We start from the raw sequence: 23,536 nt of genomic DNA on the forward strand, positions 1-23,536 counted from the left end.
TGCCATGACACCGCGCTCTGCCTGCAGGGATGGCCCGCAGGAAGAGTGGGGGCATGGCTTCTCCGACACGATCCCCCGCCCCGCCCCCTGCCCCATCGTCGGCGATCCGGTCGTCGGCATCCCGGTCGTCGGCCGACGACGTCGTCGTCCGCGCCTCCGGCCTGTCCCGCCGGTACGGCCGCGGCTCCTCCGCCCACCTGGCGGTGGACGCGATCGACCTCGAGATCCGCCGCGGCGAGCTGTTCGGCCTGCTCGGCACCAACGGCGCCGGCAAGACCTCCACCCTCGAGGTCCTCGAGGGCCTCGCCCTGCCCACCGGCGGGAGCGCTGAGGTCTTCGGCCTGGATCCCCACCGCGAGCGCCGGAGGGTCCGGCCCCGCCAGGGCCTCATGCTGCAGACCGGCGGCTTCCCCGCCGACCTCACCGCCAGCGAGGCCCTGACCATGTGGACCTCGACCCTGAGCGCTCCGCGACCGGTGGCAGCTGTGCTCGCCGAAGTCGATCTCGCCGGCCGCGCCGGCACCCGCATCTCCTCGCTCTCCGGCGGCGAGGTGCGCCGGCTGGACCTCGCCTGCGCGATCGCAGGGGACCCCGAGCTGCTGTTCCTGGACGAGCCGACCACGGGCCTCGACCCCGAGTCCCGGGCGCGCGCCTGGGAGCTGATCGCCGGCCTCAAGGAGCGGGGCACGACGATCGTGCTGACCACGCACTACCTCGACGAGGCCGAATCCCTCGCCGACCGGCTGGCGATCATGCATCGCGGACGGATCGTCCGCGAGGGCACCGTCGCCGAGGTCGTCGCCGATCACCCGTCCACGCTGCGGGCGACCCTCCCCGCCGACGCCCAGGCCCTGCCGCCGCTCGTCGGCTCCGTCGACATCGCCGGCCAGCGTCTCCGCGTGCGCACCTCCGCCCTCCAGAGCGACCTGCACGCCCTCCTCGGCTGGGCGCACGAGCACCGCATCGTCCTGGAGGGGATCGACGCCCGCTCCGCGAGCCTGGAGTCGGTGTTCCTGGAGATCGCCGGCTCCGACGCCGCTGCAGAACCCGACTCAGGATCCACCGCGGCTCCCGCCGCACTCACGACCGGAGGCCCCCGATGACCACCGCCGACGCCCATACCGTCCGTCCCGCGCCCGCGGCCCCCTCCGCACCGTCCACGACCCGCGCGCGACGCACCCCGCGGCTGCTGGGGCTCGCACGCGCCGAGCTCACCCTGCTGCTGCGCAACCGCATGCAGCTCGTGACCGCTCTGCTGATGCCGGTCTGCGTGCCCTTCCTGTACCTCCCGCTCGCCCGCCGCGGAGGGACCCCCGAGTCCCTCGCCGCCGGCCTGGGCACGATGTTCGTGGTGGTGCTGCTGTTCGTCGTCTACTACAACCTGCTGTGCGCCTATGTCGCCCGCCGTCAGGACCTCGTGCTCAAGCGCCTGCGCACCGGCGAGGCATCCGACGCGACCGTCCTGACGGCCGCCGCGGTCCCCGCCCTGGTGATCGCCGCAGCGATGCTCGTGGTCATGACGGCGATCTCCATCCCGCTTCTCGATCTGCCGCTGCCCGAGCAGCCGGTCGCGCTCGTCGTCGGCCTCGTGCTGGGTGCCGTGATGATGGTGCCGCTGGCCCTGATGACCGCGAACTTCACCCGAACGGTCGAGGCCGCGCAGGTCACCTGCATGCCGGCGATGGCGGTGCTCGTGCTCGGTGCCGGAGCAGTGCTCCCCCTGGACCTCATGCCGAAGTGGTTCGGCCGTCTGATGACGGTCGTCCCCTCCGCTCCCATCACCGAGCTCGTCCGCCTGGGCTGGCTCGGGATCGACGCGGACGGCGCCGCCGTCACCGGCACCGACGTCTGGGCCGCCCTCGGCCTCCAATCCGCGATCCTGCTGGCATGGCTGGTCCTCGGCATCCAGGTGGTCCGCACCCGGTTCCGCTAGGAGCCCCGCGGCTGACCCCAGCGCTGCCGGTCCCTGCAGCACCACCCGTTGCTGCAGGCGTCCGCGGACATCGGACCGCAGATAGGCTTCCTCGCAGGGAGATCACGAAGGAGGGCGCCCGATGAGCTCGACGCCGACTCCGCCGCAGCCCGCTGAGCAGCCTGCATCGCAGACAGCAGCGCAGCCCGCCGAGCAGACCGCAGCGCCACCCGCCGCGGTTCCGGGCGCATCGGCCCCGACGGACCGGCCATGGAGGATCTTCTTCCAGTTCACCGCATGGTCGATCGTCGTGGTGATGCTGATGCTCCCGCTGGGCGTCGCCCTCGTGTTCGATCTGCCGATGTCGTCGCTGCCGAGAACGGATCCTGTGGCCACGGCCCTGATCGCGGTGCAGGCGGGTCTCGCCGGATGGTCGTCCTGGCGAGGACTGGCGAGCTGGTCGGAGCAGCGGGGCGCTCAGGAGAGGGACCGCTGGGATCTGCCGCTGGTGGGTGTGCTGCGCCCTGACATCTCCCTGGCCGCGGTCGCTGTGCCGCTGGTGGGGGTCGGCGCCATGGTCCTGCTCGGCGGGACGGATCCGCGCCTGCTCGTGGTGTCCGGGTCGGTGCAGGTGGCGGTGATCGCCATCCGCATGCCCTGGGTATGGGGCCTGCTGTCAGCGCTGGTGCTGCTGGTCATCGCGCTGCTCGCCGGTCTGCCGGCGCCTCATGCGTTCTCCACGGCGTCGCTGCTGGTCGCGATCGTCGGGGCGTTCCGCAGCTCGGTGTGGCTGGCGTCGGTGGTGCGGGAGCTCGACGATGCCCGTCAGGTCGAGGCGCGGCTCGCGGTCGCCGAGGAGCGCCTTCGCTTCGCCCGGGATCTGCACGACGTGATCGGGCGCGATCTGTCGGCGATCGCCGTGACGTCGGAGCTGGTGGCTCAGCTGGCCGAGCGGGAGGACCCGCGCACGGCGGAGCATGCACGGGAGGCCGCGCAGATCGCCCGCTCCTCCCTCGCCGAGATCCGCGCGCTCGTGCGCGGCTACAGGGAGGCCGATCTCGACGCGGAGCTGCGCGGTACGGTCTCGCTGCTGCGATCCGCGACGGTCGACGTGCAGGTCGTCGGATCCGCCGAGGACGTGCCCGCCGAGCATGCGGGCCTGGCCTCCTGGGTGCTGCGCGAGGGCGGCACGAACATCCTGCGCCATGCCGCACCGACCCGCGTGAGGATCACCCTGGATCGAGGCGGGGTCCGCCTCGTCAACGACGGAGCCGCTCCTGTCACCGGCAGAGGATCCGGTCCCGCCGCCGACGGGTCCGGGCTGGCAGGCCTGCGGGAGCGCCTGGCACCGCGGGGTTCGTTGAGCGCGGTCCTCGACGGGGACGTCTTCACCCTCGTCGCCCGCTTCGACGACGAGCACGGAGGACGCACCGATGAACAGCCCTGACAGCGAGACGCCCCTGCGGGTGGTCCTCGTGGATGACGAGAACGTGATCCGCTCGGCGCTCGCGATGATGCTCTCCCTCGAGGAGGACATCGACGTGCACGGCGAGGCCGCGACGGTCGCCGACGGGGTCCGCCTCGTCGGCGCGGGGCGGCCCGACGTGGCGGTCGTCGACCTTCAGCTGCCCGACGGGGACGGCCTCGAGCTGTGCGCGCGGATCGCGGAGGCCTCTCCCGCGACGCGCTGCCTGATCCTGACCTCCCATGCCCGGCCCGGCTATCTCAAGCGGGCGCTCGCGCAGGGCGTGCTGGGCTTCCTGCCGAAGACGACGTCGGGCCCGCAGCTCGCGCAGGCGGTGCGGCAGGTCGCTGCGGGTCGGAGGGCGATCGATCCCGAGCTCGCTGCGGAGACCATCGCCTCGGGCGACTCCCCGCTCACTCCCCGCGAGGCCGACGTTCTGGAGTTCGCGGCCGACGGCGCACCGATCGAGCAGATCGCCCGCCGCGCCCACCTCGCCGAGGGCACGGTGCGCAACTACCTCTCGAGCGCCCAGGCGAAGCTGCAGGCCGCGAACCGGCACGAGGCCGTCTCGCTCGCCCGACGCCAGGGCTGGATCTAGCGCCACGATCCGAACCGGGTCCAGGCTCAGGGGACCTTGTGCCTTCCCGCCGTCCGAGCACATGAATACACTCGAAATCGAGCCCGTTCAGAGTTCGGCCGAGAATCGGCGGAGACGAGGAATGGAGGCGGGTGTGTCAGGCGAGACGGTTCTTCCCGGGCGGCGTGAGCGAAAGCGACAGATCACGCGCCTGGTGATCTTCGAGGCTGCACGGGACCTGTTCTACGAGCACCCTTTCGAGTCGGTGACCGTGCAGCAGATCGCTGAGCGCGCCGACCTCAGCGTCGGCACGCTCTTCTATCACGCCCCCACCAAGACCGAGATGCTCCTGATGGTCTTCAACGTGATGCTGGAGCACGCGATCACCGAGGGGGAGTCGTCCGAGGCCGCTCTGCCGGCGAGCGCGGGGGCCGCCACCCGAGCGATGGCCCTGATCCGCCCGGTCGCGGGCCTCACGGATGGCGCGCACTCGGAGAACCTCGCGCGGTACCACCGGGATCTGCTCTTCGGCAGCTCCATGGGGCCCCACCGGCGTGAGGGCGTCAGCCTGGTCCGGCGTCTCCAGGGCGATCTCGCCCGGGCGCTGTGCTCAGAGGTCGACTGCGACCCTCGGAGCCAGCTCGCCTCGCGGGCCGCTCGAGCCATCGTCGCCGCGCTCCACTTCGACATCGCCATGCCCCGCACGGACCTGATCGCCGAGGGGTTCTCCATCGACGGCGGCGAGCCGCTGCTCACGGCGCAGGTCGAGATCATCGTCCGCGGGTTCACCGCGACGGCCGAGGAGTGCTCGTCCCCGCGCGACGCATCGCAGGATCCCGCCCCTCGGCTCCCTCCCCATGACACCGACGATCCTTCTCCCCTTCGCACGGAAAGGTGCTGATCATGTACTACTCCAAGGGCAACTACGAGGCGTTCGCCCGACCGCGCAAGCCCGCAGGCTCCGACGCGAAGTCCGCGTGGATCGTCGGATCCGGGCTGGCCGGGCTGGCCGCTGCGGTGTTCCTGATCCGTGACGCCCAGGTCCCCGGCGAGCAGATCCATGTGTTCGAGGAGCTTCCCCTCGCCGGTGGATCGCTCGACGGCATCGACAATCCCGCCATCGGCTTCATCACCCGAGGAGGGCGCGAGATGGAGAACCATTTCGAGTGCCTCTGGGACATGTACCGCTCCATCCCCTCCCTCGAGATCGAGGGCGCCTCGTACCTCGATGAGTACTACTGGCTGGACAAGGACGACCCGAACTCGTCGAACTGCCGCCTCATCCACGACCGCGGCAATCGCGTGCCCTCCGACGGCCGGTTCACCCTCAGCGACCGGGCGCAGGAGGAGATCGTCTCCCTGTGGCTCACCTCCGAGAGCGAGCTCGGCGACAGGACCATCGAGGACCATTTCACGGAGGACTTCTTCGAGAGCAACTTCTGGCTGTACTGGTCGACGATGTTCGCCTTCGAGAGGTGGCACTCGCTCGCCGAGATGCGCCGGTACCTGCTGAGGTTCGTCCACCACATCGACGGTCTGCCGGACTTCACCGCGCTGAAGTTCAACAAGTACAACCAGTACGAGTCCATGGTGAAGCCTCTCCTGGCCTACCTGCAGGATCATGACGTGGACTTCCGGTACGGGACGACCGTGCGCGACATCCGGGTCGAGGAGGTCGACGGGACCAGGACCGCCACCCGCCTGCTGGTGACGGTCGACGGCGAGGACCAGGACATCGACCTCTCCGAGGACGATCTCGTCTTCGTGACGAACGGGTCCATCACCGAGTCCACCACCTACGGCGACCATCACACGCCGGCTCCGCCGACCGACGAGCCCGGCGGCAGCTGGACCCTGTGGAGGAACCTCGCCGCGCAGTCCGAGGCGTTCGGGCACCCGGACGTGTTCTGCGAAGGGATCCCGGAGCGGAGCTGGTTCGTCTCCGCCACCGCGACCATCGAGAACACCGGTGTCGACCCCTACATCGAGCGACTCACCCACAGGTCCCTCCATGATCACAAGGTCAACACGGGCGGCATCATCACGGTGACCGACTCCAGCTGGATGCTGAGCTTCGCCGTCCACCGCCAGCCGCACTTCAAGGAGCAGACGGAGAACCAGACCACGGTGTGGATCTACGGCCTCTACTCCGACACCGAGGGCGACTACGTCCGCAAGAGGATCACCGAATGCACCGGGGAGGAGATCACCCAGGAGTGGCTCTACCATCTCGGCGTCCCCGAGTCGCTGATCCCCGACCTCGCCCGTCAGGAGTCGATCAACACCAACCCGGTGTACATGCCGTTCATCACCTCGTACTTCATGCCGCGCAGGCCCGGAGATCGGCCGGACGTCGTCCCTCAGGGCTCGAGGAACCTCGCCTTCATCGGGAACTTCGCGGAGTCGCCCACTCGGGACACGGTGTTCACCACCGAGTACTCCGTGCGCACGGCCATGGAGGCGGTATACACCCTGCTGGACGTCGATCGGGGCGTGCCCGAGGTGTTCGGCTCGGCATATGACATCCGCGAGCTCCTGAACGCCGCGTACTACCTGCGCGATCGCAGGAGCCTGGCCGAGGAGCCGCTGCCGACGAAGCTCCCGGTGCCCGGCTTCCTCAGGACGAAGGCGCTCAAGAAGCTGGAGGGCACCTGGCTCGAGGAGCTGCTCAAGGGCTCCCACCTGCTCTGATCAGCCACCTGACCTGATCGTCGTGCGGGGGCGCGAGCAGCGGCTCGCTCCCCTGCACAGCAGGCCGTCAGCGCCGTCGGCGGGCCCGGAAGAACGCGCGCAGCAGATCCCCGCACTCCTGCTCGCGCACGCCCGTGGTGAGCTCGACACGGTGGTTCAGGCGCGGTTCCCGCACCAGGTCGTAGAGCGATCCGGCGGCGCCGGCCTTGGGGTCCATCGCCCCGACGACGACGCGACGGATGCGGGAGAGCACGATCGCTCCCGCGCACATCGTGCAGGGTTCGAGGGTGACGACGAGGGTGCACCCGGTGAGGTTCCAGCGGCCGGTGACGCGCGCCGCCTCCCGCAGGGCGAGGATCTCGGCGTGAGCGGTGGGGTCCTCGTCGAGCTCGCGCCGGTTCCCGACGGCCGCGAGCACCTCGCCGTCGGGGCCGACGACGACCGCGCCGATCGGCACGTCGGCCGGTTCGCGATCCGCGGCCTCGCGGGCCCGCTCGATGGCCAGCGCCATCAGCGCACCGTCGTCCGGGGCCGACGGGCTCTCGGCAGCCGAGCTCACCGCCGACGGGCTCTCGGCCGACGGACTCGCGGCAGACGGGCTCACGGCCGACGGGTCCGGGATCGACAGGTCCTCGTTCATGGGGCCATTGTCGCGCCCGGTTCAGGCCGTGCGCTCCCCCACCACGGCGAAGCGCGCCTCGAGCAGAGCACCGTTGGTGCCGTGCTCGCGCAGCTCGAGGTCGAAGCGCCCGCCCAGCAGAGGCTTCCCCGCACCGAGGGTGACCGGCGCGATCGACACGAAGACCTCGTCGAGCATCCCTGCGCGCCCGAACTGCGCGGCGAGATCCCCGCCGCCGACGATCCACACGTCCTTCCCGTCGGCCGCGGCCTCCAGCCTCTCGCGATGCTGCGCGGGCGGACCGGAGAGCGCGGTGACGAGGCCGCCCGCGGGGTCCAGGGCGCCGTCCAGGCTCCGATGGGTGAAGACGAAGGCGGGGCGGCCCGGACCCCAGGGGGTCTGCGCCGACTCCTCCGCGCCCTCCTGCGCCTCCTCCGTCGCGCCCTCCTCCGTCGCGCCCTCCGCAGAGTCCCCTGCACCTCTCGCAGGGCCTTCCTCAGAATCGTCCCCGTCCGGGAGGTGGTCGAGGAACCACTGGTAGGTGGTGCGTCCGAGGACTATCGCGCCGACGTCGGCGATGAAGTCCTCGTAGGGGAGGATGCTGTCGTCCCCGGTGGGCTGGGACAGCAGCCAGTCGAGCTCATCGTGCTCGTCGGCGAGGAAGCCGTCCAGCGTGGTCGCGGTGAAGTAGCGGTAGGCGGTCATGCGTCATCTCCTGCTTCGGATCCTGCTTCGGAAGGGTCCTCTCCCGTCCTGCGGCGGTGCCACACGATGGGGTCGGGATCGAGGGCGGGGCCGCCGACGTCGATGCCGGCGGCGCCGAGCATCCAGCGGGCCAGGATCCGGCGGTGGCCGGAGAAGGTCAGCTCGTGGGCGACGATCTGGGAGAGCAGGAACGACTCCGGCGGATCGCACAGGGCGTCGACGATCCGGTCCTGCCATGCCCTGCGGCGGTCGACGTCACGGACCATCGCGAGCCAGCGCGGTGCGGTGCGGCGGTGGCGCTCGGCCAGGGCGGCGGCGTCGTCGGGCCCGGAGAGGTCCGGCGCAGACTCGCCGACGATGCTCGCCAGCCAGGGCTCCTTGCTGAGCACCAGGTTCCGCAGCAGGTCGGCGAGGCTCTCGTCGGCGCTGTCCCAGGGGCGCGGCCGGTGTCCCGGCAGCAGGATCCGTCGATACTCCTCGTCCGGGACGTCGCGGGCCGCGTCGAGCAGAGTCGCGATGTCGTCGAGGTCGTGGCGGACCAGGAGCGCGAGCACATCGCCCGAGGGCTGCTCCTGCGTCCCGCCCGCGTCGACGTACAGCGCGGTGGGAGCATGGAAATGGATCCCGTTCGGCGCGGACAGCCAGTGTCCGCGCTCCGCCGCGGGCGGCATCTGCGACGGGGCGTGGCCGAAAGCGTGACGGAATGCGCGGATGAAGCCCTCCACCGAGTCGTAGCCGGCATCGAAGGCGGTGTCCGTCACGCTCGCGCCGCGCTGCAGCTGCCAGGCGGCGCGCTCGAGACCGACCCGGCGCCGCATCGCCATCGGCGGCTCTCCGCTGCTTCCCCGCACCAGCCGACTGAGATGGAAGGGTGAGACGAAGGCGTGCTCGGACGCCTGCGCCAGCGTCCCGCCGTCCTCGTCGAGGACGGCATCGAGCAGCCGACGCAGCGGGTCCGTCGGCCCGCCCGGCGGATGATCCGACGACGAGTGCTCCATGGCGAGCAGTCTTCCCCACCGCTCCCGCCGGCGCCTGACCGATCTTGCTCCCTTCCTCTCCTGCTCCTCTCCTGCTCCTCTCCTGCTCCGCACCGATGCTCCGCACCTGGGTCCCGACCCGCGGACGGTCCGGTAGATTCACCTCATGCGCGTCCTGGAGATCGACCACCCGCTCGTCGCCCACAAGCTCACGGTGCTGCGGAACCGCGAGACCCACTCCTCGGTGTTCCGCCAGCTGGCGGACGAGCTGGTCACGCTCCTCGCCTACGAGGCCACCCGCAACGTCGCCGTGGCCGAGGCCCGGATCCAGACCCCGGTCACGGAGACCGTCGGGGTCAAGCTCGCCAACCCCAAGCCGATGGTGGTGCCGATCCTGCGCGCCGGCCTCGGCATGCTCGACGGTCTCACCCGTCTCCTGCCCACCGCCGAGGTGGGATTCCTGGGCATGGTGCGCAACGACGAGACCCTCGAGGTCACCACCTATGCGAATCGACTGCCCGACGACCTCTCCGGCCGTCAGTGCTTCGTGCTGGACCCGATGCTCGCCACCGGCCACACCCTCATCGCCTCGGTGAACTACCTCCATGAGCGCGGCGCCCGGGACATCACCTGCGTGACCCTGCTGGCCGCACCGGAGGGCCTGAAGGCGATGGAGGAGCAGATCGACCCGTCGATCGACCTCACGATCGTCACCGCCTCGATCGACGACGGCCTGACCGATCGCAGCTACATCACCCCTGGCCTGGGCGACGCCGGCGATCGCCTCTTCGGCGTCGTCGACTGACCCGACCGGTCGCGGAACATATACGCACCGGACGACTTTTATAAAACCGCCAGATAATAGAAACAAAGCCCTCCCTCTAATGCGCGGAGGCGTGCCATTCCTTGCTGGCGGAATGCAATTGCGGTGTCTATTCTCGCGTCATCGAGCCCCGGGCGGGGCTCCCGTCGGACCCCTCCGGGTCCGCAGATCGAGGAGGAAACCATGACCGCAGTCGAGATGCCCCGCGTCAGCCAGTGCACCGTCACCGGCTGCTCCTACAACCACGACGACGCCTGCGGCGCCTTCGCCGTGACCGTCACCGACCACACCTCCTGCGCGACCTTCATCCCGTTGGACGTCAAGGGCGGTCTGCCCAAGGTCGTCAGCCAGGTCGGCGCCTGCCAGAAGGCCGACTGCGTCCACAACCAGGACCTCGAGTGCACCGCGACATCGGTGCGAGTGGGTGCTGGAGCGGATGCCGCCGACTGCCTCTCCTACGAGAAGCGCTGACCCGCTCCTCCACGGATCACGGCTCGCTCCTCCGAGCTCAGCGATGCACCGGATCGGTGCCGACGACCGTCGGCGCCGGTCCGGTGCTTCCGCGTCCGGGGCGCTCTACACTTCTCGACGAGAAACCGGTTACAGAGAAGAGTCTCCGCATGCCCGACACCGTCGTCGTCGCCCAGCGCTCGGACGCCATCCCGTCCCTCTCCCTCGCGCTCGAGGATCCCGCCGTCCGGGAGATCGTCCTCGAGCCCGGGGTATACGTCGAGCATGTCGTCATCGGCCCGCGGGAGGCGCCCCTGCTCATCCGCTCCGCCACCGGCCGCGCTGAGGACGTCACCCTCAGCTTCGGTCTGCACCAGGGGGCTCGTGACGAGACCGGCATGCCCTTCGGCCAGCGGTGCGCGACCCTGACGATCGAGGCCGACGACGTCGCCCTCGAGGACCTCACCGTCGTGAACACCTTCGACAGGCGCGAGCACCCCGACCTTCCCGAGACGCAGGCCATCGCTCTGCGCACCCTCGGCGACCGCTTCCGCGCGGAGCGCTGCCGGCTGCTGGCGCGACAGGACACGGTGCTCCTCGACACCCCGAGCTGGGCGGCCGTGCGCCGCGTCCTTCTGCGCGACTGCGAGATCGAGGGAGACGTCGACTTCCTGTACGGCAGGGCGACGGCGCTCATCGAGGGCGGGACCATCCGCTCGGTCGGGCCGGGATACCTCGTCGCCCCGTCGACCGCGCTCGAGAACCCGCGCGGGCTCCTCGTCGTCGGCGCCCGCCTGGAGGCGGCACCGGGGGTGCCCGACGGCAGCGTGCGCCTGGGCCGCCCCTGGCATCCGGGAGGGAAGGCCGACGCCGTCGGCCAGGCGCTCTTCAGCCGCTGCGAGCTCGGCTCGCACATCGCCGCCGACCCCTGGGACGGCATGGGCGGGTTCTCCTGGCGCGAGGCGCGGCTGGCGGAGTTCGCGAGCGCCGGCCCCGGGGCCTCCGGACGGGGCCCGCAGCTCGACGAGGAGCCCGACGCCGACGCCTGGCTGCACGATCCCGCGCCGCAGGCGACCGCTCCCCCGCGGATCGTCGTGCTCTCCGACTCGACCGCCTCGCCGTATCCGCCGGAGAGGGCTCCGCGCGAGGGCTGGGGCATGCGCCTGTCAGCGGCGACCGGGGCGGAGGTCCTCAACCGTGCGATCTCCGGGGAGAGCACTCGCAGCTTCATCGAGTCCGGTGCGCTCGCCTCCGCGCTCGACGAGCTCGCACCCGGCGACCTCGTGCTCATCGGCTTCGGGCACAACGACCCCAAGCCCGACCACCGCTTCGCCGACGTGATCGCCGAGCATCCCTCCAATCTGCGGCGCTTCCTCGTCGGAGTCCGCGCCCGCGGCGCACGGCCCGTCCTGCTGACCCCGATCGAGCGCCGTGCGTTCGAGGACGGCCGACTGGTCCCCACCCACGGCGGATACCCGCAGTCCGTGCGTCGCCTCGCGTCCGACGAAGGCATTCCGATGATCGACCTGAGCGTCCTCACGGGTCGGCTCTGGGAGGCCGACGGCGAGGAGCGGGCGAAGGACTCCTTCCTGCATCTCGCGCCCGGCGAGTTCCCCGGATATCCCGACGGCGAGGCCGACGACACCCACCTCAGCGCCCTCGGCGCCCGACGCGTCGCAGAGCTCGTCGCGGGCGAGCTGCGACGCCTGGGAATGCTGTGACCTCAGCTCCCGAGCCCCCTGCCGCTTGACAGGGAGCCACGGGTCGGCATCTCCGCTCCGATGCCGGCCCGCCGCAGGAGATGAGCAGGTCGCGACCTCTTCACCCGCGGTCGATCGCGTTCCAGGACGTCCACTCCCGACTCCGTCCGTCCCGGAATGTGAACACCTGCTTGCCTCGGATGCCGCGCCGGAGGCATGCTTCGGGACATGTCGAATCACGTCGCGCTCATCGAGACCACCCGCCGGGTGGTCTACATGATGTGCTCGATGATGATGATGTGCATGATGATGCGCATGATGCGCCGTCAGCCGAGCCTCTGAGCGCTCGAGACACCTCCGGGGTCGGCTGACAGGAGCCGGCCGGAAGGCGCGGGCTCCAGGTGCCGCCGGGAGCACTCCCCACCAGATCCGCCGAGAAGGCGTCGATCCACGGGATCCCGGGAACCCCGCCCGCCGCGCAGAACGCGCCGCACCCACGGAGATCCAGCATCATGACCATCACTCTCGACCGCCCCACCACCCAGACCCGCTCCACCGCCCGCCCCCTGCAGCGTCCCGCCTCCGGCACCGACGAGGGCGTGACGATCACCCTGACCGTCCAGCTGCCTCCGGGCACCGGCGACGTCGAGGCGGCCCTGATCGCCGACGACCTGCGCAGCCATGCGCAGCGCCAGACGGCCGCCCGCCAGGGACGCACCACCGTCGCGGTGAACAGCCCGAACACGTTCCGCAGCACCTCCTCGGCGGTGCGCACCCTGCCTCCGCGCCGCCAGGGCGCCGCCGCCGTCAGCCCGCTGCGCCCGCGCCGCTCTGGGATCGTCTCGGCGAACTCGCCCGCGCGCCGCGACGCCGAGGCTGCCCGCCGCCGCGCCCTCCTGGCGACGGCCGTGAGCCCTTCGAGCCCCTCCGCGGCCGGCGAGGCATCGCTCGTGCTGGACCTGTACGGACGTCGCGTGCGCATCGACGGCGAGGACGTGGACCTCACCTACAAGGAGCTCGAGCTGCTCAACCACCTGGCCCGCAATGCTCGACGCACCGTCACCCGCGAGGAGCTCATGGAGACCGTCTGGTCCGAGTCCCCCGCCGACACCGGCGAGCGCACCGTCGACGTGCACGTCCGCCGCGTCCGCACCAAGCTCGGCCGCTACCGCAAGCTCATCTCCACCGTCCGTGGAAGCGGCTACCGCCTGGACCCGGGCAGCGACGTCACCATCCTGGGCTGAGCCGGCGTGCTGGTGCCGCCCGCTGGCGCCGAGCCGGACTGCTGGCGCCGAGCCGGGCTGCTGGCGCCGAGCCGGGCTGAAGGCTCACCGCTGAGAATGGGACTCAGGCCGGGACCTCACCCCCTCAGGGGCTTCGAGGTCTCGGCCTGAGTCCCATTCCTCGCCGCCCGCCCCAGAAGGCGGCACTCCAGAAGACGGCACCCCCAGAAGGGAGCAGCCTCAGATCAGTGCAGAGGCTGTACCGGCAGGAGCCGACCAGGCTGGAGCTGGCCGGGCAGGTGTTGCCCGGAACGCTCAGAACGGGACGAGCGGCCCGGAGCTCTCAGCCGATTTCTCGGGGGCTCACGGACCGCTCGTCAGGCCTGTCGTCCGTCAGGGGTGGGTGCGGGCGAACAGGCTGGACGGGCTACCGGAGGTGGGGGAACCTGGCGTGTTGCCCGTCCGGCCGCTCCCATGAGGGGGGTCCTGGGAACGGCACATCTATGAAGTTCTCATGAGTGCCCCGTTGCGTATGGACCTCGCGGCCCACGCTGGTGGAGCACCCCTCGCGATCGCCGTGGAAGCGATGCGCTGATGTCGAGTGTATGCCCTCGCGCCCGTCGTGTAAACGCGGCATCCCCGCGTGTTTTCGCAGGTGGCACCCAGATACAGGGCAGGGAAGCCTAAGTGATGACGAGCCCCGACGAAGGTCAAAATCCAGCAAAGTCCCGAGGTCGTGGCGGCATAGGGGGAAATGGCCTGCGGAGACGGGGGTCCATCGAGTGGTGCGATTGCCCCAAAGCGCCCTCAGCCCGTCCCGCCGGGACTCTCTGGAAGTGTTCAGATTCGACCCGCACAGGGGGCAGAACGTGAGCACCATCGCATTCCTGGCGGGTTCACGTTCATGCTTCCCGCGCGGGCTCGCGGCCGGGCTCGCGCCGCCGCACGATCGTCTCCGATGAGTGCGGATACCGCGCCGGTGACGCCCCGCCTCGGGGACGGCCCCGGCACTGAGCACGTGAAAAGCGTCCTGAGCACGCGCAGCGACGCGGCCCGCGCCTCTAGAGTGGGGGGCGGATTGTGCGGACGGGCCGCGGGAAGCCTCGTCCGTCAGGGAACGCGAAGGGAACCATCGATGATCGCGCAGGCGCGCATCACCTCAGACACCAGTGCCACGGTGCACCTGGCCTCCGATCAGGTCGAGCTCACGGGCTCCGACCTGCCCGACCTGAGGTCGCAGGTCAAGCAGGTGTTCATCGACGCCGCCCGGTCCGACGGCCACTCCGTCGACGTCGTCATCGTCGAGCCCGACATCCAGCATCATCTGCGGGTCGAGCCGAGCGGCCGGATCACGGGCCGCGCTCCCGATCAGCGTCCGCTGTACGGCCCCTCGGCCGATGTGCCGCTGTCCCCGTCCTCCGCGGCCGCCGCCTCCGGGGCTCCCGGCTCCGGTGCCTCGCACAGCGCAGGCTCCCCTCCGACCGGCGAGCTCTCGGCGATCGGCTCCCCTGCGACGGGCGAGCTGCCCACTGTGCGCCCGCATCGCGCGCGTCGACGTCGTGCGGCCGCGCTGCCGCCGTCGGGGCAGACGTCTGCGGCCAGCGGGTCTGCCGGCTCCACCCAGTCCGCCGGCCCCACCCGTTCCGCGAGCACCACCGCTTCAGCAGGGTCGGCCTGGGAGCCGGCTCGGTCGGCGCCCGCCTCCTCCGCAGCCTCCGCCTCCTCCGCAGCCTCTGCGTCGTCCTCCGCCTCCGCCTCGTCCGCGGCTTCCGGAGCGTCCGCGTCGCCGGCGACATCGGGGCCGTCGGCCCCCTCGGCGGCGTCTGCGCTGTCAGCTCCCTCGGCCGCATCGGCCGCATCGGCCGCGTCGGCCGCATCGGCTCCGTCGGCCGCATCGGCTCCGTCGGCTCTGTCGGCTTCGTCGGCGCCCTCCGCCGCATCGGCTTCTCCGGCGCCCTCGACCGTCTCCGCGGTCGGCTCCTCGACGTCCCCCGCCGCGCGCGATCAGCGCGACGGGACCACGAGCACTTCCCCTTCCCTCAGCCCCCGATCCACCACAGAGGCCCCTTTGGACACGACCCGCCCCACGCTGCAGGATCTGCAGCGCTCCACGACCCGTCCGACGAAGGTCTCCGCGCATCGCGGCTGGCGCGGTGCGCTGCGCCGGATGACCGGGGGCGTGATCTCGCTGAAGCCCGGTCGCAAGGAGCGGCAGGACAACGAGGTCCTCGAGCGCGTGCGTCGGCCTCTCGAAGGGCCGCGCAACATCGCGGTCGTGAACCTCAAGGGCGGCGCGCACAAGACCACCGCGTCCCTGATGATCGCGGCGACGCTCGGCGTGACCCGCGGCGGCAATGTGCTGGCCTGGGACAACAACGAGACGCGAGGAACCCTCGGCTGGCGCGGCATCCCCACCGATCACCACCGCACCGCCGTGGACCTGCTGCACGACATCGACATGCTGCGTGCACCGGAGGCGAGCGCCGCGGACCTCGACACGTACGTGCGCTCCCAGGGGGCGATGCGCTTCGACATCCTCGCCTCCGACGAGGATCCGGGGTCGGCGGCGCTGATCGACGCCGAGGCCTTCGCCGACCTCAACGACGCGCTCTCGCGCTTCTACCGCATCAAGGTCATCGACACCGGCAACAACGTGCGCGCCTCGAACTGGCTCGCCGCCGTGCGCAACGCCGACCAGCTGGTGATCATCTCCACCGTCCGCGAGGACACCTTCAACGCGGCCGCCTGGATGATCGACGAGCTGCGTGCGACGGGGCTGGCAGAGCAGGTCGACCATGCGGTCACGATCCTGTCGCACTCCTCGAAGGGGAAGTTCGACCCGGTGCTGCGCAAGCGCCTGCTCGCGCACTTCGGCGCTCATACCCGTGCGGTCTGCGAGGTGCCCTTCGAGCAGCAGTTCGTCGACGGCTCCCACCTGGACTGGGCGCGAGTGCATCCCAAGACCAAGAAGGCGTGGCTGCAGGCGACGGCCACCATCATCGACGGGCTCTGATCCGTCGACCGTTCCGGCGACGTCCGCTCGTCCCCGGGCAGCTCCTCCCCAGGCCCCGTCCGTCCACAGCCGCACCTCGGCGCCGTCGACGGACGGGGCCTGCGCCTACCCTGGATGCATGCCCTCCCACCTGCTGCATCTGGTCGCCGACGACGACCTGGGCCCCGCGCTCTGGGTGCGCGAGCAGCTCGCCCGCGGCTCCCGCGCGATCGATGATCTGAGCACGCTGGTCGAGGGGGCTCCGCCGGAGCTCACCGGTGCCCTCGACGCTCTCCCCGGCACTCTCCGCCATCGGATCCGTCTGCCTGGTCGGGGGGAGGCGGAAGGTCGGCGCGTCCCGGCCGTCCCGCTGGACGACGCCCAGCTGCTGGCCCTGGTGGAGGGCACGTCCGAGGTGCTCCGACGACGCTTCGAGGAGTCCGCGCTGGACACCGTCGCGGAGCTCGTCGGCAGCGGCACCCCTGCGAAGCTGGGCGAGCATCTGGCGGCGATGCCGGATCTGCTGGGGGCGTCGGTCCTGGACCTCGAGGCGCAGCGCCTGGTGGCCGAGCGCCATCTGAGGGTCGTGGCGCTCGAGCGCTTCGGCCGGGCTCTGCTGTCCTGGCGGGCCCCCGGGGAGGACCGCCCGCCGATGCTGCACGCGCTGGTCGACGCCCGGGCGCGCCGCGCCTTCACCGCGCACCTCGAGCACACCGACCCGTCCGTGCTCGAGCGCGCGCGCGCCGCAGACCCCCACCATGTTCTGGCCGCGCTGTCCGGAGACCATGCCGTACGGGCCGACGTCCCCGCCCGTCGCCGCATCTCCGCCGCCTTCGGACGGCATCTGGCCTCGGCGAGGGTCGGCGTCAGGCTCGCCTCGAGCGATTCCGACCTGGTGGTCAGGCTGTTCGAGCCTCCGCTGGGCACGGCCTGGCCCCTGCAGACCTGCCTGCGCGAGGCCGACGGGACGGTGCATCCCATCGCGGATCTGCGCGCCGTCGGCGACCTCACCGCCGCCGGCGCCGCCGAGGCGTCCGCCGCGGTCATGCGCCTGGCGCCGACGGTCCGGGCCGCCGCGGTCGACGAGTCGGGGGTGGACTGGCTGCTGACCACCGCCGAGGCCTCCGCCTTCCTCGCCTACGACACCCCCGCTCTCGAGGAGGCCGGGGTGACGGTGCTGCTGCCCAGGGAGTGGACGAAGCAGCGCACCACGCTGCGCCCGCAGGAGGCCGAGGAGCAGAGCGAGAGGAAGCGGGCCTCCGGCGTCGGCCTCGGGGCGATGGCATCGTTCCGCTGGCGGGTCGCCGTCGGCGACACAGAGCTGACCGAGGAGGAGATCGAGGAGATCCGCGAGGCGCAGACGGAGCTGGTGCGCCTGCGCGGGCAGTGGGTGCGTCTGGATCCGACGACGCTGCGCGCCGCCGAGCGGTTCCTCGACGCCTTCGCCTCCCGCACCCGTCAGCGCCGTGCGGCGGTCGGCGAGGACGGCGTCGCGCGCCCCCTCCGGCGCGAGCCGTCCGCTCCGCCGAGCACCCCGCCGAGCACGCCGTCGAGCGCCCCGCCGATCGTCCCGCCTCCTGCGGAGATCCGGGGGGAGGCGCCCTGGGCGGAGATGTTCTCGATGCTGCTCTCCGGCGAGTCCGCCGGGATGGATCTGGGTGCCGCGTCCTCCCTCGCCGGGGCGACGGGACTGGGCCGGCTCATGCCGGGCGCCTCGGGGCCCGTGCCGCATGCGCAGCCGTCCACCCTGATGGCGACCCTGCGGCCCTATCAGCTCGACGGGCTGAACTGGATGTGGGCGCTCGACCGGATGGGACTGGGCGGCATCCTCGCCGACGACATGGGTCTGGGCAAGACGATGCAGGTCCTGGCGCTGCTGTGCAGGGAGCGGGAGGGCGTGCCGGAGCACCGGGCGGCCGTCGGGCCCGCGGGGACCGGAGGCATCGTGGTCGAGGAGGCGGTGCCCGCTCCGCCGTCGGGCTCGCCGGGTCCGACGCTGCTGGTGTGCCCGATGTCCGTCGTCGGTGCCTGGCAGCGGGAGGCCGCCCGCTTCGCCCCGCATCTGGCCGTCCACGTCCATCATGGCGGCGACCGTCTGCGCGACGAGTCCTTCGCCGCGGGCGCCGCCGACATCGACCTGGTCATCACCACCTACTCGCTGCTCGCCCGCGACCTGCACCTGCTGACGTCCGTGGACTGGCATCGCATCGTCTACGACGAGGCGCAGCATCTGAAGAACCCCGGCACCCAGGTCTCGCGGGCCGCCGGAGTGCTCACCGCCCCGCACCGTCTCGCGCTGACCGGAACCCCTGTGGAGAACCGGCTGGGGGATCTGCACGCCCTGATGGAGGTCGTCAGCCCCGGCCTGCTGGGCAGCTCCGCCTCCTTCCGCCAGAACATCGCCGACCCCATCGAGGACGAGGGCGACGAGGGAGCGATCTCGCGGCTGAAGTTCGTGACCTCCCCGTTCATCATGCGCCGCGTCAAGACGGACCGCAGCATCATCGCGGACCTCCCCGAGAAGACCGAGCTGACACGGGTGGTGAACCTGACCCCCGAGCAGGCCGGGCTCTACGAGGCACTGGTCGCCGAGCTCATGACCGACATCGACCAGGTCGAGGAGAAGAAGCGCCGCTCGCTGGTGGTCTCCACGCTCACCCGCCTGAAGCAGGTCTGCAACCATCCCGCCCACTACCTGGGCGACGGCTCCGACCTCCTGCGCGACGGCGAGCACCGCTCCGGGAAGCTCGAACTGGTCGACGACCTGCTCGCCACCGCCTTCGCCGACGGCGAGAAGGCCCTCGTGTTCACGCAGTTCACGACCTTCGGGCACCTGCTGGTGCCGTACTGGCAGGAGCGCTTCGCAGAGTTCGGGATCGAGGTGCCCTTCCTGCACGGCGGCGTGCCCAAGCCGGAGCGCGACGCGATGGTCGCCCGCTTCCAGGAGCGGGCCGACGAACCGGGCGTGATGCTGCTGAGCCTGCGCGCAGGCGGCACCGGGCTCACGCTCACCGCGGCGAACCACGTCGTCCATCTGGACCGCTGGTGGAACCCCGCGGTGGAGAACCAGGCCACCGACCGCGCCTTCCGCATCGGCCAGCGCCGGGACGTCACCGTGCACAAGCTCGTCAGCGCCGGCACCGTCGAGGAGCGGATCGACCAGGTGCTCCAGGACAAGCAGATGCTCGCCGACCTCACCGTCGCCCCCGGTGAGGAGTGGCTCGCGGACCTCTCCGACGAGTCGCTGCGGGACCTGCTGTCCCTCGACGCCGACGACGTCCCCGTGCAAGGAGGACCACGATGAGCATCACCCTGAGATCGCGACGTGGAGCCATCGGCAGGAGCTGGCACGCGGTTGCGCTGAGGGAGGCCGTCGAGGGCATCCTCGGCGTCGGCCGTGCGAGCGGTGGGAAGGCCGCGGCGCGAGCGGGCCGCGTGCAATGGATCGACGTGGCCCCCGCGATGGTCCGCGGGGACGTCCTGGACGACGATGGGAACGTCTACCAGGCGCGGCTCGACCTGCCCGTCCTCTCCCCCGCCGACCGCATCGCGTTCCTCGAGGTCGCCCGCGCGCACCCGGAGCTGTCGGCCCTCCTCGCGGCCGGCGAGTACCCCCAGGGGATCGAGCGCGAGCTCGCGCGGTCAGAGGTCTCGCTGCTCCCCCGCGGTCCCTCCGAGCTCACCCACGACTGCTCATGCCTGGACTGGCCCGGGCCCTGCAGGCACGTCGCAGCCCTGTCGTACGTGCTGGTCGAAGCCGTCGACGAGCAACCCCTCGAGCTGCTGACCCTGCGTGGCCTCGCGCTCGAGGACCTCATCGCGCGTCCCCTCGCCGCGTCCCCCGCCGCCACGCCGGCCCCACCGTCGAACCCGTCGCTGACCCCTGTATCGGGCACGTCGTCGGACCCGTCGGACCCGACGTCGGACTCGGCAGACCCGACGTCGGACTCGGCAGAGACGACGACGGACGAGACGACGGACGAGACGGGGTCGAGAGAGGACGAGCCCCGTGGCCCCCTCGCCGGCGGCTTCGATCCGCGGCGGGCGGATCCGGCACCGCTGGTCGAGGTCCTCGGCGAGGAGGTCGCAGCGATCATCTCGGCCTTCTACCGCGCAGGCTCTCCTCCGCCCGACGACCTAGAGTGACTGGCATGTCCACCACCCCCTCCATCGACAGCTCGTACCGCTCCCGCATCGATCCTGACTCCGACGCAGGATCCGGCCCCGGCTCCGCCTCCGCCCCGACCGACGCCCCCGCCGAGCAGGACGGACTCCTGCCCGCCCCCGTGATCACGCAGATCGCCGCGCTCTTCTCCGAGGCCGTCGGAGAGAACCGGACCGCCGGCGTCACCTGGGCCATCATCGGCGGCCACCAGCACGAGGATCCGATCCTCGCCGATGGCGCAGCCGGGGCGAAGGAGCTGCGAGCGGGCGAGCGAGCGCCCGGAACCGGGGAGATGGACCGGGCGACGGTCTCCCGCATCGCCTCGATGACGAAGTCCTTCACCGCCGCCACGATCCTCGCGCTGCGCGACGAGGGCCGTCTTCGCCTGGACGACCCCGTCGAGCAGCATGTGCCGGAGGCGGCCGGCGCCTTCTCCGTCGGCCCCGACGACGCCCCCATCACCCTGCGTCTGCTGCTGACGATGAGCGCCGGCCTGGTCACGGACAACCCGTGGGGCGACCGCCAGGAATCCATGACCCGGGAGCAGTTCGCCGAGGTCCTGGGCTCCGGCCTCGGCCGGGTCCACCGCCCCGGCACCGGCTTCGAGTACTCGAACACCGGCTACGCGCTCCTCGGGCGCGTGATCGACGAGGTCACCGGGGAGCCGTACGCCGAGCAGATCCGTCGACGGTTCCTGGAGCCGCTGGGCATGTCCTCGACGTCCTTCACGGCCGACAGGTTCGAGGACGGCCGCGTCGCCACCGGTCACCGCCTCGCCGACCGTGAGGACGCCACCCGCTTCGAGCCGGTGCCCCTGGACTCCCCCGGCGTCTACGGGGCGATGGCCGGGCTGTTCTCCAGCGTCGACGACATCGCGACCTGGGTGCGCTTCCTCGCCTCCGCCGATGCCGAGGACGACGGCTCCTCCTCCCTGCCGTCCGCCGCGTCCCAGCCGTCCGCCGCGTCCCTTCTGTCCGCCGCGTCCCGTCGTGAGATGCAGCAGATGCACCGCATCCAGACCACTCCGCCGCTGCCTGAGGGGGAGGACGGCCGCTCCCCCGGCTTCGACCGCATCCGTGCATACGGCATGGGACTGGTGGTGGAGCGCCACCCGGACCTCGGCGAGGTCATCTCCCATTCGGGCGGCTATCCCGGGTACGGCTCGTTCATGGTGTGGCACCGCGACAGCGGAGTCGGCATCGTAGCCCTCGCCAACAGCAAGTACGCACCGGTGACAGCGCTGTCGATGGCGGCGCTGCGGATCCTCCGCGACCAGGTGCCCGGGCTCCTCGCACCGCGGCCGAGAGCGGCGGATGCGCGCACGCTGCAGGCGGCGTCCGCCGCCCTGGACTGGCTGCGCGCGAGCACCGATGCCGGCGACGACCCAGCCCTCGAGGAGATCGCCGACGACTGGTTCACCGACACCATGGACATGGACATCCCGCGAGCGGAGCGTCGGCGCCGGCTCGCCTCCGCACTCGCGGCTGCCGGTCTCGATGCCCGCGCCCTTCAGGACCTGACTGCCGAGGACGCCGAGGTGATCACTCCCGCGCATCTGCGCTGGACCCTGCCCGCGCATCCCGATGTCGACGGGACGGCCGACGTCGAGCGAGTACGCATCGATCTGCAGATGGACCCGCGGCGGGACGCGCTCATCCAGGGCCTGGACACCGTCGCCGTGCCCACCCCGAGCAGTCGCTGATCCGAGCCGCGACAGGGCCCCGAAGCAGTCGGGAGTCGCGCGCCGGCCCCGTCAGCAGCCGTGCCCCTGCCCCGTCGGCAGCGGGGCCGCGCTCCGGCTCAGGTGAAGATCATGATCAGCACGAAAGCTGCGATCGCGCCGAGGACCAGCGCGGATCCCGCGCCGAGGGCGATCGCGACGAAGGTGCTGGAGCGTCCGAACGGACGCGGCCCCGTCTGCGGTGATGCCGCGAACGGGCTCGCCGTGCTCACAGTGCGCATCGGCTGATGAGCAGTGCGGGTCCCCGGCTGCGGGCCTCCCTGCTGCGCGCGATGAGGCCCCGACCGTCGGCCTCCGTAGGGTCCCTGCCCCTGCGGGCCGGAGGACCGGGCAGGAATCGGAGGGCTCTTCGGCGGTGGAGCTCCCTGCGGGCCGGGCCCGCTCCCGGACCAGCCGCCGGGCCCTCCGCCTGCCTGGCCGTCCCACTGCTGTCCCGTCTGGGGACTGCCTGAATGGGGACTGCCTGACTGGGGACTGCCCGACTGAGGACTGCCTGACGCGGGACTGCCCAGGTGAGAGCGCGACGATCCGCCGTCGAGGTCGGCGGCCCGCTGCACCTGACCGACGCGGATCGCCTCCATGACGGCTGCGCCGTCCGGCGCGCCCTGATGGCCCGCACGCTCCGCCTGCGGGGAGCCGGGGGCGTCCTCGGGCAGCGGAGGGAGCGTGTCCGGGAAGGTGAGCGGGGTGCCGTCGGCCAGGGTGAGCGGATATCCGCGGGGCACGCGTGGAAGGTCGCGCCGCACCGAGGCGGCGTCCTGATAGCGCTCCTCGGGCTGCCCGGCGACCAGTCTGCGGATCACCGCGGACAGCTTCGGAGTCACCCCTCGCAGGTGCTGGTTCAGCTCGTCGGGCCGGAAGGAGCCGTCGCGCAGCGAGATCGGACCGTTCAGGGCGACCAGCGCGACCACGCCCGCCGCATACAGGTCATGGGAGGGCACAGGATCGGCCATCGCGAACAGCTCCGGAGCCATGTATCCGGGCGTTCCGTTGACCATCCCCACATGGGTGAAGCGCACGTCGGACCCGTGCACCGCGATGCCGAAGTCCGCCAGGCGCGAGTGCGGCGGGGCGCTGCCGCGCGGCTCGAACATGATGTTCGCGGGCTTCACGTCGCGGTGGATCCAGCCCTCGGCGTGGATGTGGGCGAGACCGTCCAGCAGCTGGTCGAGGATGACGACGACGGCCGGCTCGGCGAGCTTGCCGCGACGCTTGACGACGGACTCGAGGGTCCCGCCCGAGCACAGCGGCATCGCGATGACCACATGCTCGTCCTCCGCGCCCCAGCCGTAGGGGGACAGCAGATGCGGATGGTCGAAGCTGACGCCCTTCTCGCGCACGAAGCGCATGAGGTCCGCCGAGTCCCGCTGACGCAGCACCTTCGCTGCGCACAGCTGCTTCGCCTTCGAGTCCCAGGCGCGCCAGACGGACCCGGATCCGCCCTTGGCGATCAGGTCGATCAGCGCGAAGCGCCCGACAATCACGTCAGCCATAAG

The 23,536-nt window shown here is 71.4% G+C and carries 18 protein-coding genes; 14 read left to right on the forward strand and 4 right to left on the reverse strand.

Features of this window, described 5'->3' with window-relative positions:
* Nucleotides 1-53 precede the first annotated feature (53 nt).
* From ACZ5AJ_RS12430 to ACZ5AJ_RS12455, 6 genes are all read left to right on the forward strand, one after another.
* On the forward strand, nt 54-1,103 hold the full coding sequence (locus tag ACZ5AJ_RS12430; RefSeq protein ID WP_464135217.1) for an ABC transporter ATP-binding protein: 1,050 nt from the start codon (nt 54-56) through the stop codon (nt 1,101-1,103).
* Entirely contained in the window at nt 1,100-1,933 is an 834-nt protein-coding gene (locus ACZ5AJ_RS12435) for an ABC transporter permease (RefSeq protein ID WP_464135222.1), read from the forward strand. The genes ACZ5AJ_RS12430 and ACZ5AJ_RS12435 overlap by 4 nt, the downstream gene beginning before the upstream one ends.
* Nucleotides 1,934-2,054: 121 nt before the next feature.
* Complete coding sequence (locus tag ACZ5AJ_RS12440; protein WP_464135225.1) at nt 2,055-3,359, forward strand: sensor histidine kinase; 1,305 nt, start codon at nt 2,055-2,057, stop codon at nt 3,357-3,359.
* On the forward strand, nt 3,346-3,975 hold the full coding sequence (locus ACZ5AJ_RS12445) for a response regulator (protein WP_464135227.1): 630 nt from the start codon (nt 3,346-3,348) through the stop codon (nt 3,973-3,975). The genes ACZ5AJ_RS12440 and ACZ5AJ_RS12445 overlap by 14 nt, the downstream gene beginning before the upstream one ends.
* Before the next feature lie 193 nt (nt 3,976-4,168).
* Entirely contained in the window at nt 4,169-4,855 is a 687-nt protein-coding gene (locus ACZ5AJ_RS12450; protein ID WP_464135229.1) for a TetR/AcrR family transcriptional regulator, read from the forward strand.
* A 2-nt stretch (nt 4,856-4,857) separates the two neighbouring features.
* The gene (locus ACZ5AJ_RS12455) at nt 4,858-6,645 is read left to right on the forward strand and encodes an oleate hydratase (protein ID WP_464135232.1); all 1,788 of its coding nucleotides are present in this window, start codon (nt 4,858-4,860) and stop codon (nt 6,643-6,645) included.
* A gap of 67 nt (nt 6,646-6,712) precedes the next feature.
* Here the strand turns inward: ACZ5AJ_RS12455 and tadA are convergent, their stop codons facing one another.
* From tadA to ACZ5AJ_RS12470, 3 genes are all read right to left on the reverse strand, one after another.
* A complete protein-coding gene (gene tadA, locus ACZ5AJ_RS12460; RefSeq protein WP_464138766.1) occupies nt 6,713-7,156 on the reverse strand; it encodes a tRNA adenosine(34) deaminase TadA in 444 nt (147 codons plus the stop codon).
* Between the two features lie 150 nt (nt 7,157-7,306).
* Nucleotides 7,307-7,969 carry a dihydrofolate reductase family protein gene (locus tag ACZ5AJ_RS12465; RefSeq protein WP_464135234.1) on the reverse strand — a complete coding sequence of 221 codons (663 nt, stop codon included), beginning with the start codon at nt 7,967-7,969 and terminating at the stop codon, nt 7,307-7,309.
* Entirely contained in the window at nt 7,966-8,967 is a 1,002-nt protein-coding gene (locus ACZ5AJ_RS12470) for a helix-turn-helix domain-containing protein (protein WP_464135237.1), read from the reverse strand. The genes ACZ5AJ_RS12465 and ACZ5AJ_RS12470 overlap by 4 nt, the downstream gene beginning before the upstream one ends.
* Before the next feature lie 145 nt (nt 8,968-9,112).
* On the opposite strand from ACZ5AJ_RS12470, the gene upp reads away from it, so the two are divergent.
* From upp to ACZ5AJ_RS12510, 8 genes are all read left to right on the forward strand, one after another.
* Nucleotides 9,113-9,751, forward strand: coding sequence for a uracil phosphoribosyltransferase (gene upp / locus ACZ5AJ_RS12475; RefSeq protein WP_464135239.1), 639 nt, complete (start codon nt 9,113-9,115; stop codon nt 9,749-9,751).
* Between the two features lie 201 nt (nt 9,752-9,952).
* Nucleotides 9,953-10,240 carry a DUF1540 domain-containing protein gene (locus ACZ5AJ_RS12480; RefSeq protein ID WP_464135241.1) on the forward strand — a complete coding sequence of 96 codons (288 nt, stop codon included), beginning with the start codon at nt 9,953-9,955 and terminating at the stop codon, nt 10,238-10,240.
* A 149-nt stretch (nt 10,241-10,389) separates the two neighbouring features.
* Nucleotides 10,390-11,940: a pectinesterase family protein gene (locus ACZ5AJ_RS12485; protein ID WP_464135244.1), complete on the forward strand. Its 1,551-nt coding sequence runs from the start codon at nt 10,390-10,392 to the stop codon at nt 11,938-11,940.
* A 491-nt stretch (nt 11,941-12,431) separates the two neighbouring features.
* The gene (locus ACZ5AJ_RS12490) at nt 12,432-13,163 is read left to right on the forward strand and encodes a winged helix-turn-helix domain-containing protein (protein WP_464135245.1); all 732 of its coding nucleotides are present in this window, start codon (nt 12,432-12,434) and stop codon (nt 13,161-13,163) included.
* Nucleotides 13,164-14,277: 1,114 nt separating this feature from the next.
* Nucleotides 14,278-16,155 (forward strand): MinD/ParA family ATP-binding protein, encoded by a 1,878-nt coding sequence (locus tag ACZ5AJ_RS12495; protein WP_464135246.1) that lies wholly within the window; start codon nt 14,278-14,280, stop codon nt 16,153-16,155.
* A gap of 118 nt (nt 16,156-16,273) precedes the next feature.
* Nucleotides 16,274-19,438: a DEAD/DEAH box helicase gene (locus ACZ5AJ_RS12500; RefSeq protein ID WP_464135248.1), complete on the forward strand. Its 3,165-nt coding sequence runs from the start codon at nt 16,274-16,276 to the stop codon at nt 19,436-19,438.
* Nucleotides 19,435-20,280 carry an SWIM zinc finger family protein gene (locus ACZ5AJ_RS12505; RefSeq protein ID WP_464135249.1) on the forward strand — a complete coding sequence of 282 codons (846 nt, stop codon included), beginning with the start codon at nt 19,435-19,437 and terminating at the stop codon, nt 20,278-20,280. The genes ACZ5AJ_RS12500 and ACZ5AJ_RS12505 overlap by 4 nt, the downstream gene beginning before the upstream one ends.
* A gap of 5 nt (nt 20,281-20,285) precedes the next feature.
* A complete protein-coding gene (locus tag ACZ5AJ_RS12510; protein WP_464135251.1) occupies nt 20,286-22,001 on the forward strand; it encodes a serine hydrolase domain-containing protein in 1,716 nt (571 codons plus the stop codon).
* A 98-nt stretch (nt 22,002-22,099) separates the two neighbouring features.
* On the opposite strand, the gene ACZ5AJ_RS12515 is transcribed toward ACZ5AJ_RS12510, so the two are convergent.
* Nucleotides 22,100-23,533: a serine/threonine protein kinase gene (locus ACZ5AJ_RS12515; protein WP_464135252.1), complete on the reverse strand. Its 1,434-nt coding sequence runs from the start codon at nt 23,531-23,533 to the stop codon at nt 22,100-22,102.
* Nucleotides 23,534-23,536: the final 3 nt, after the last annotated feature.

Source organism: Brachybacterium zhongshanense (assembly GCF_055385755.1).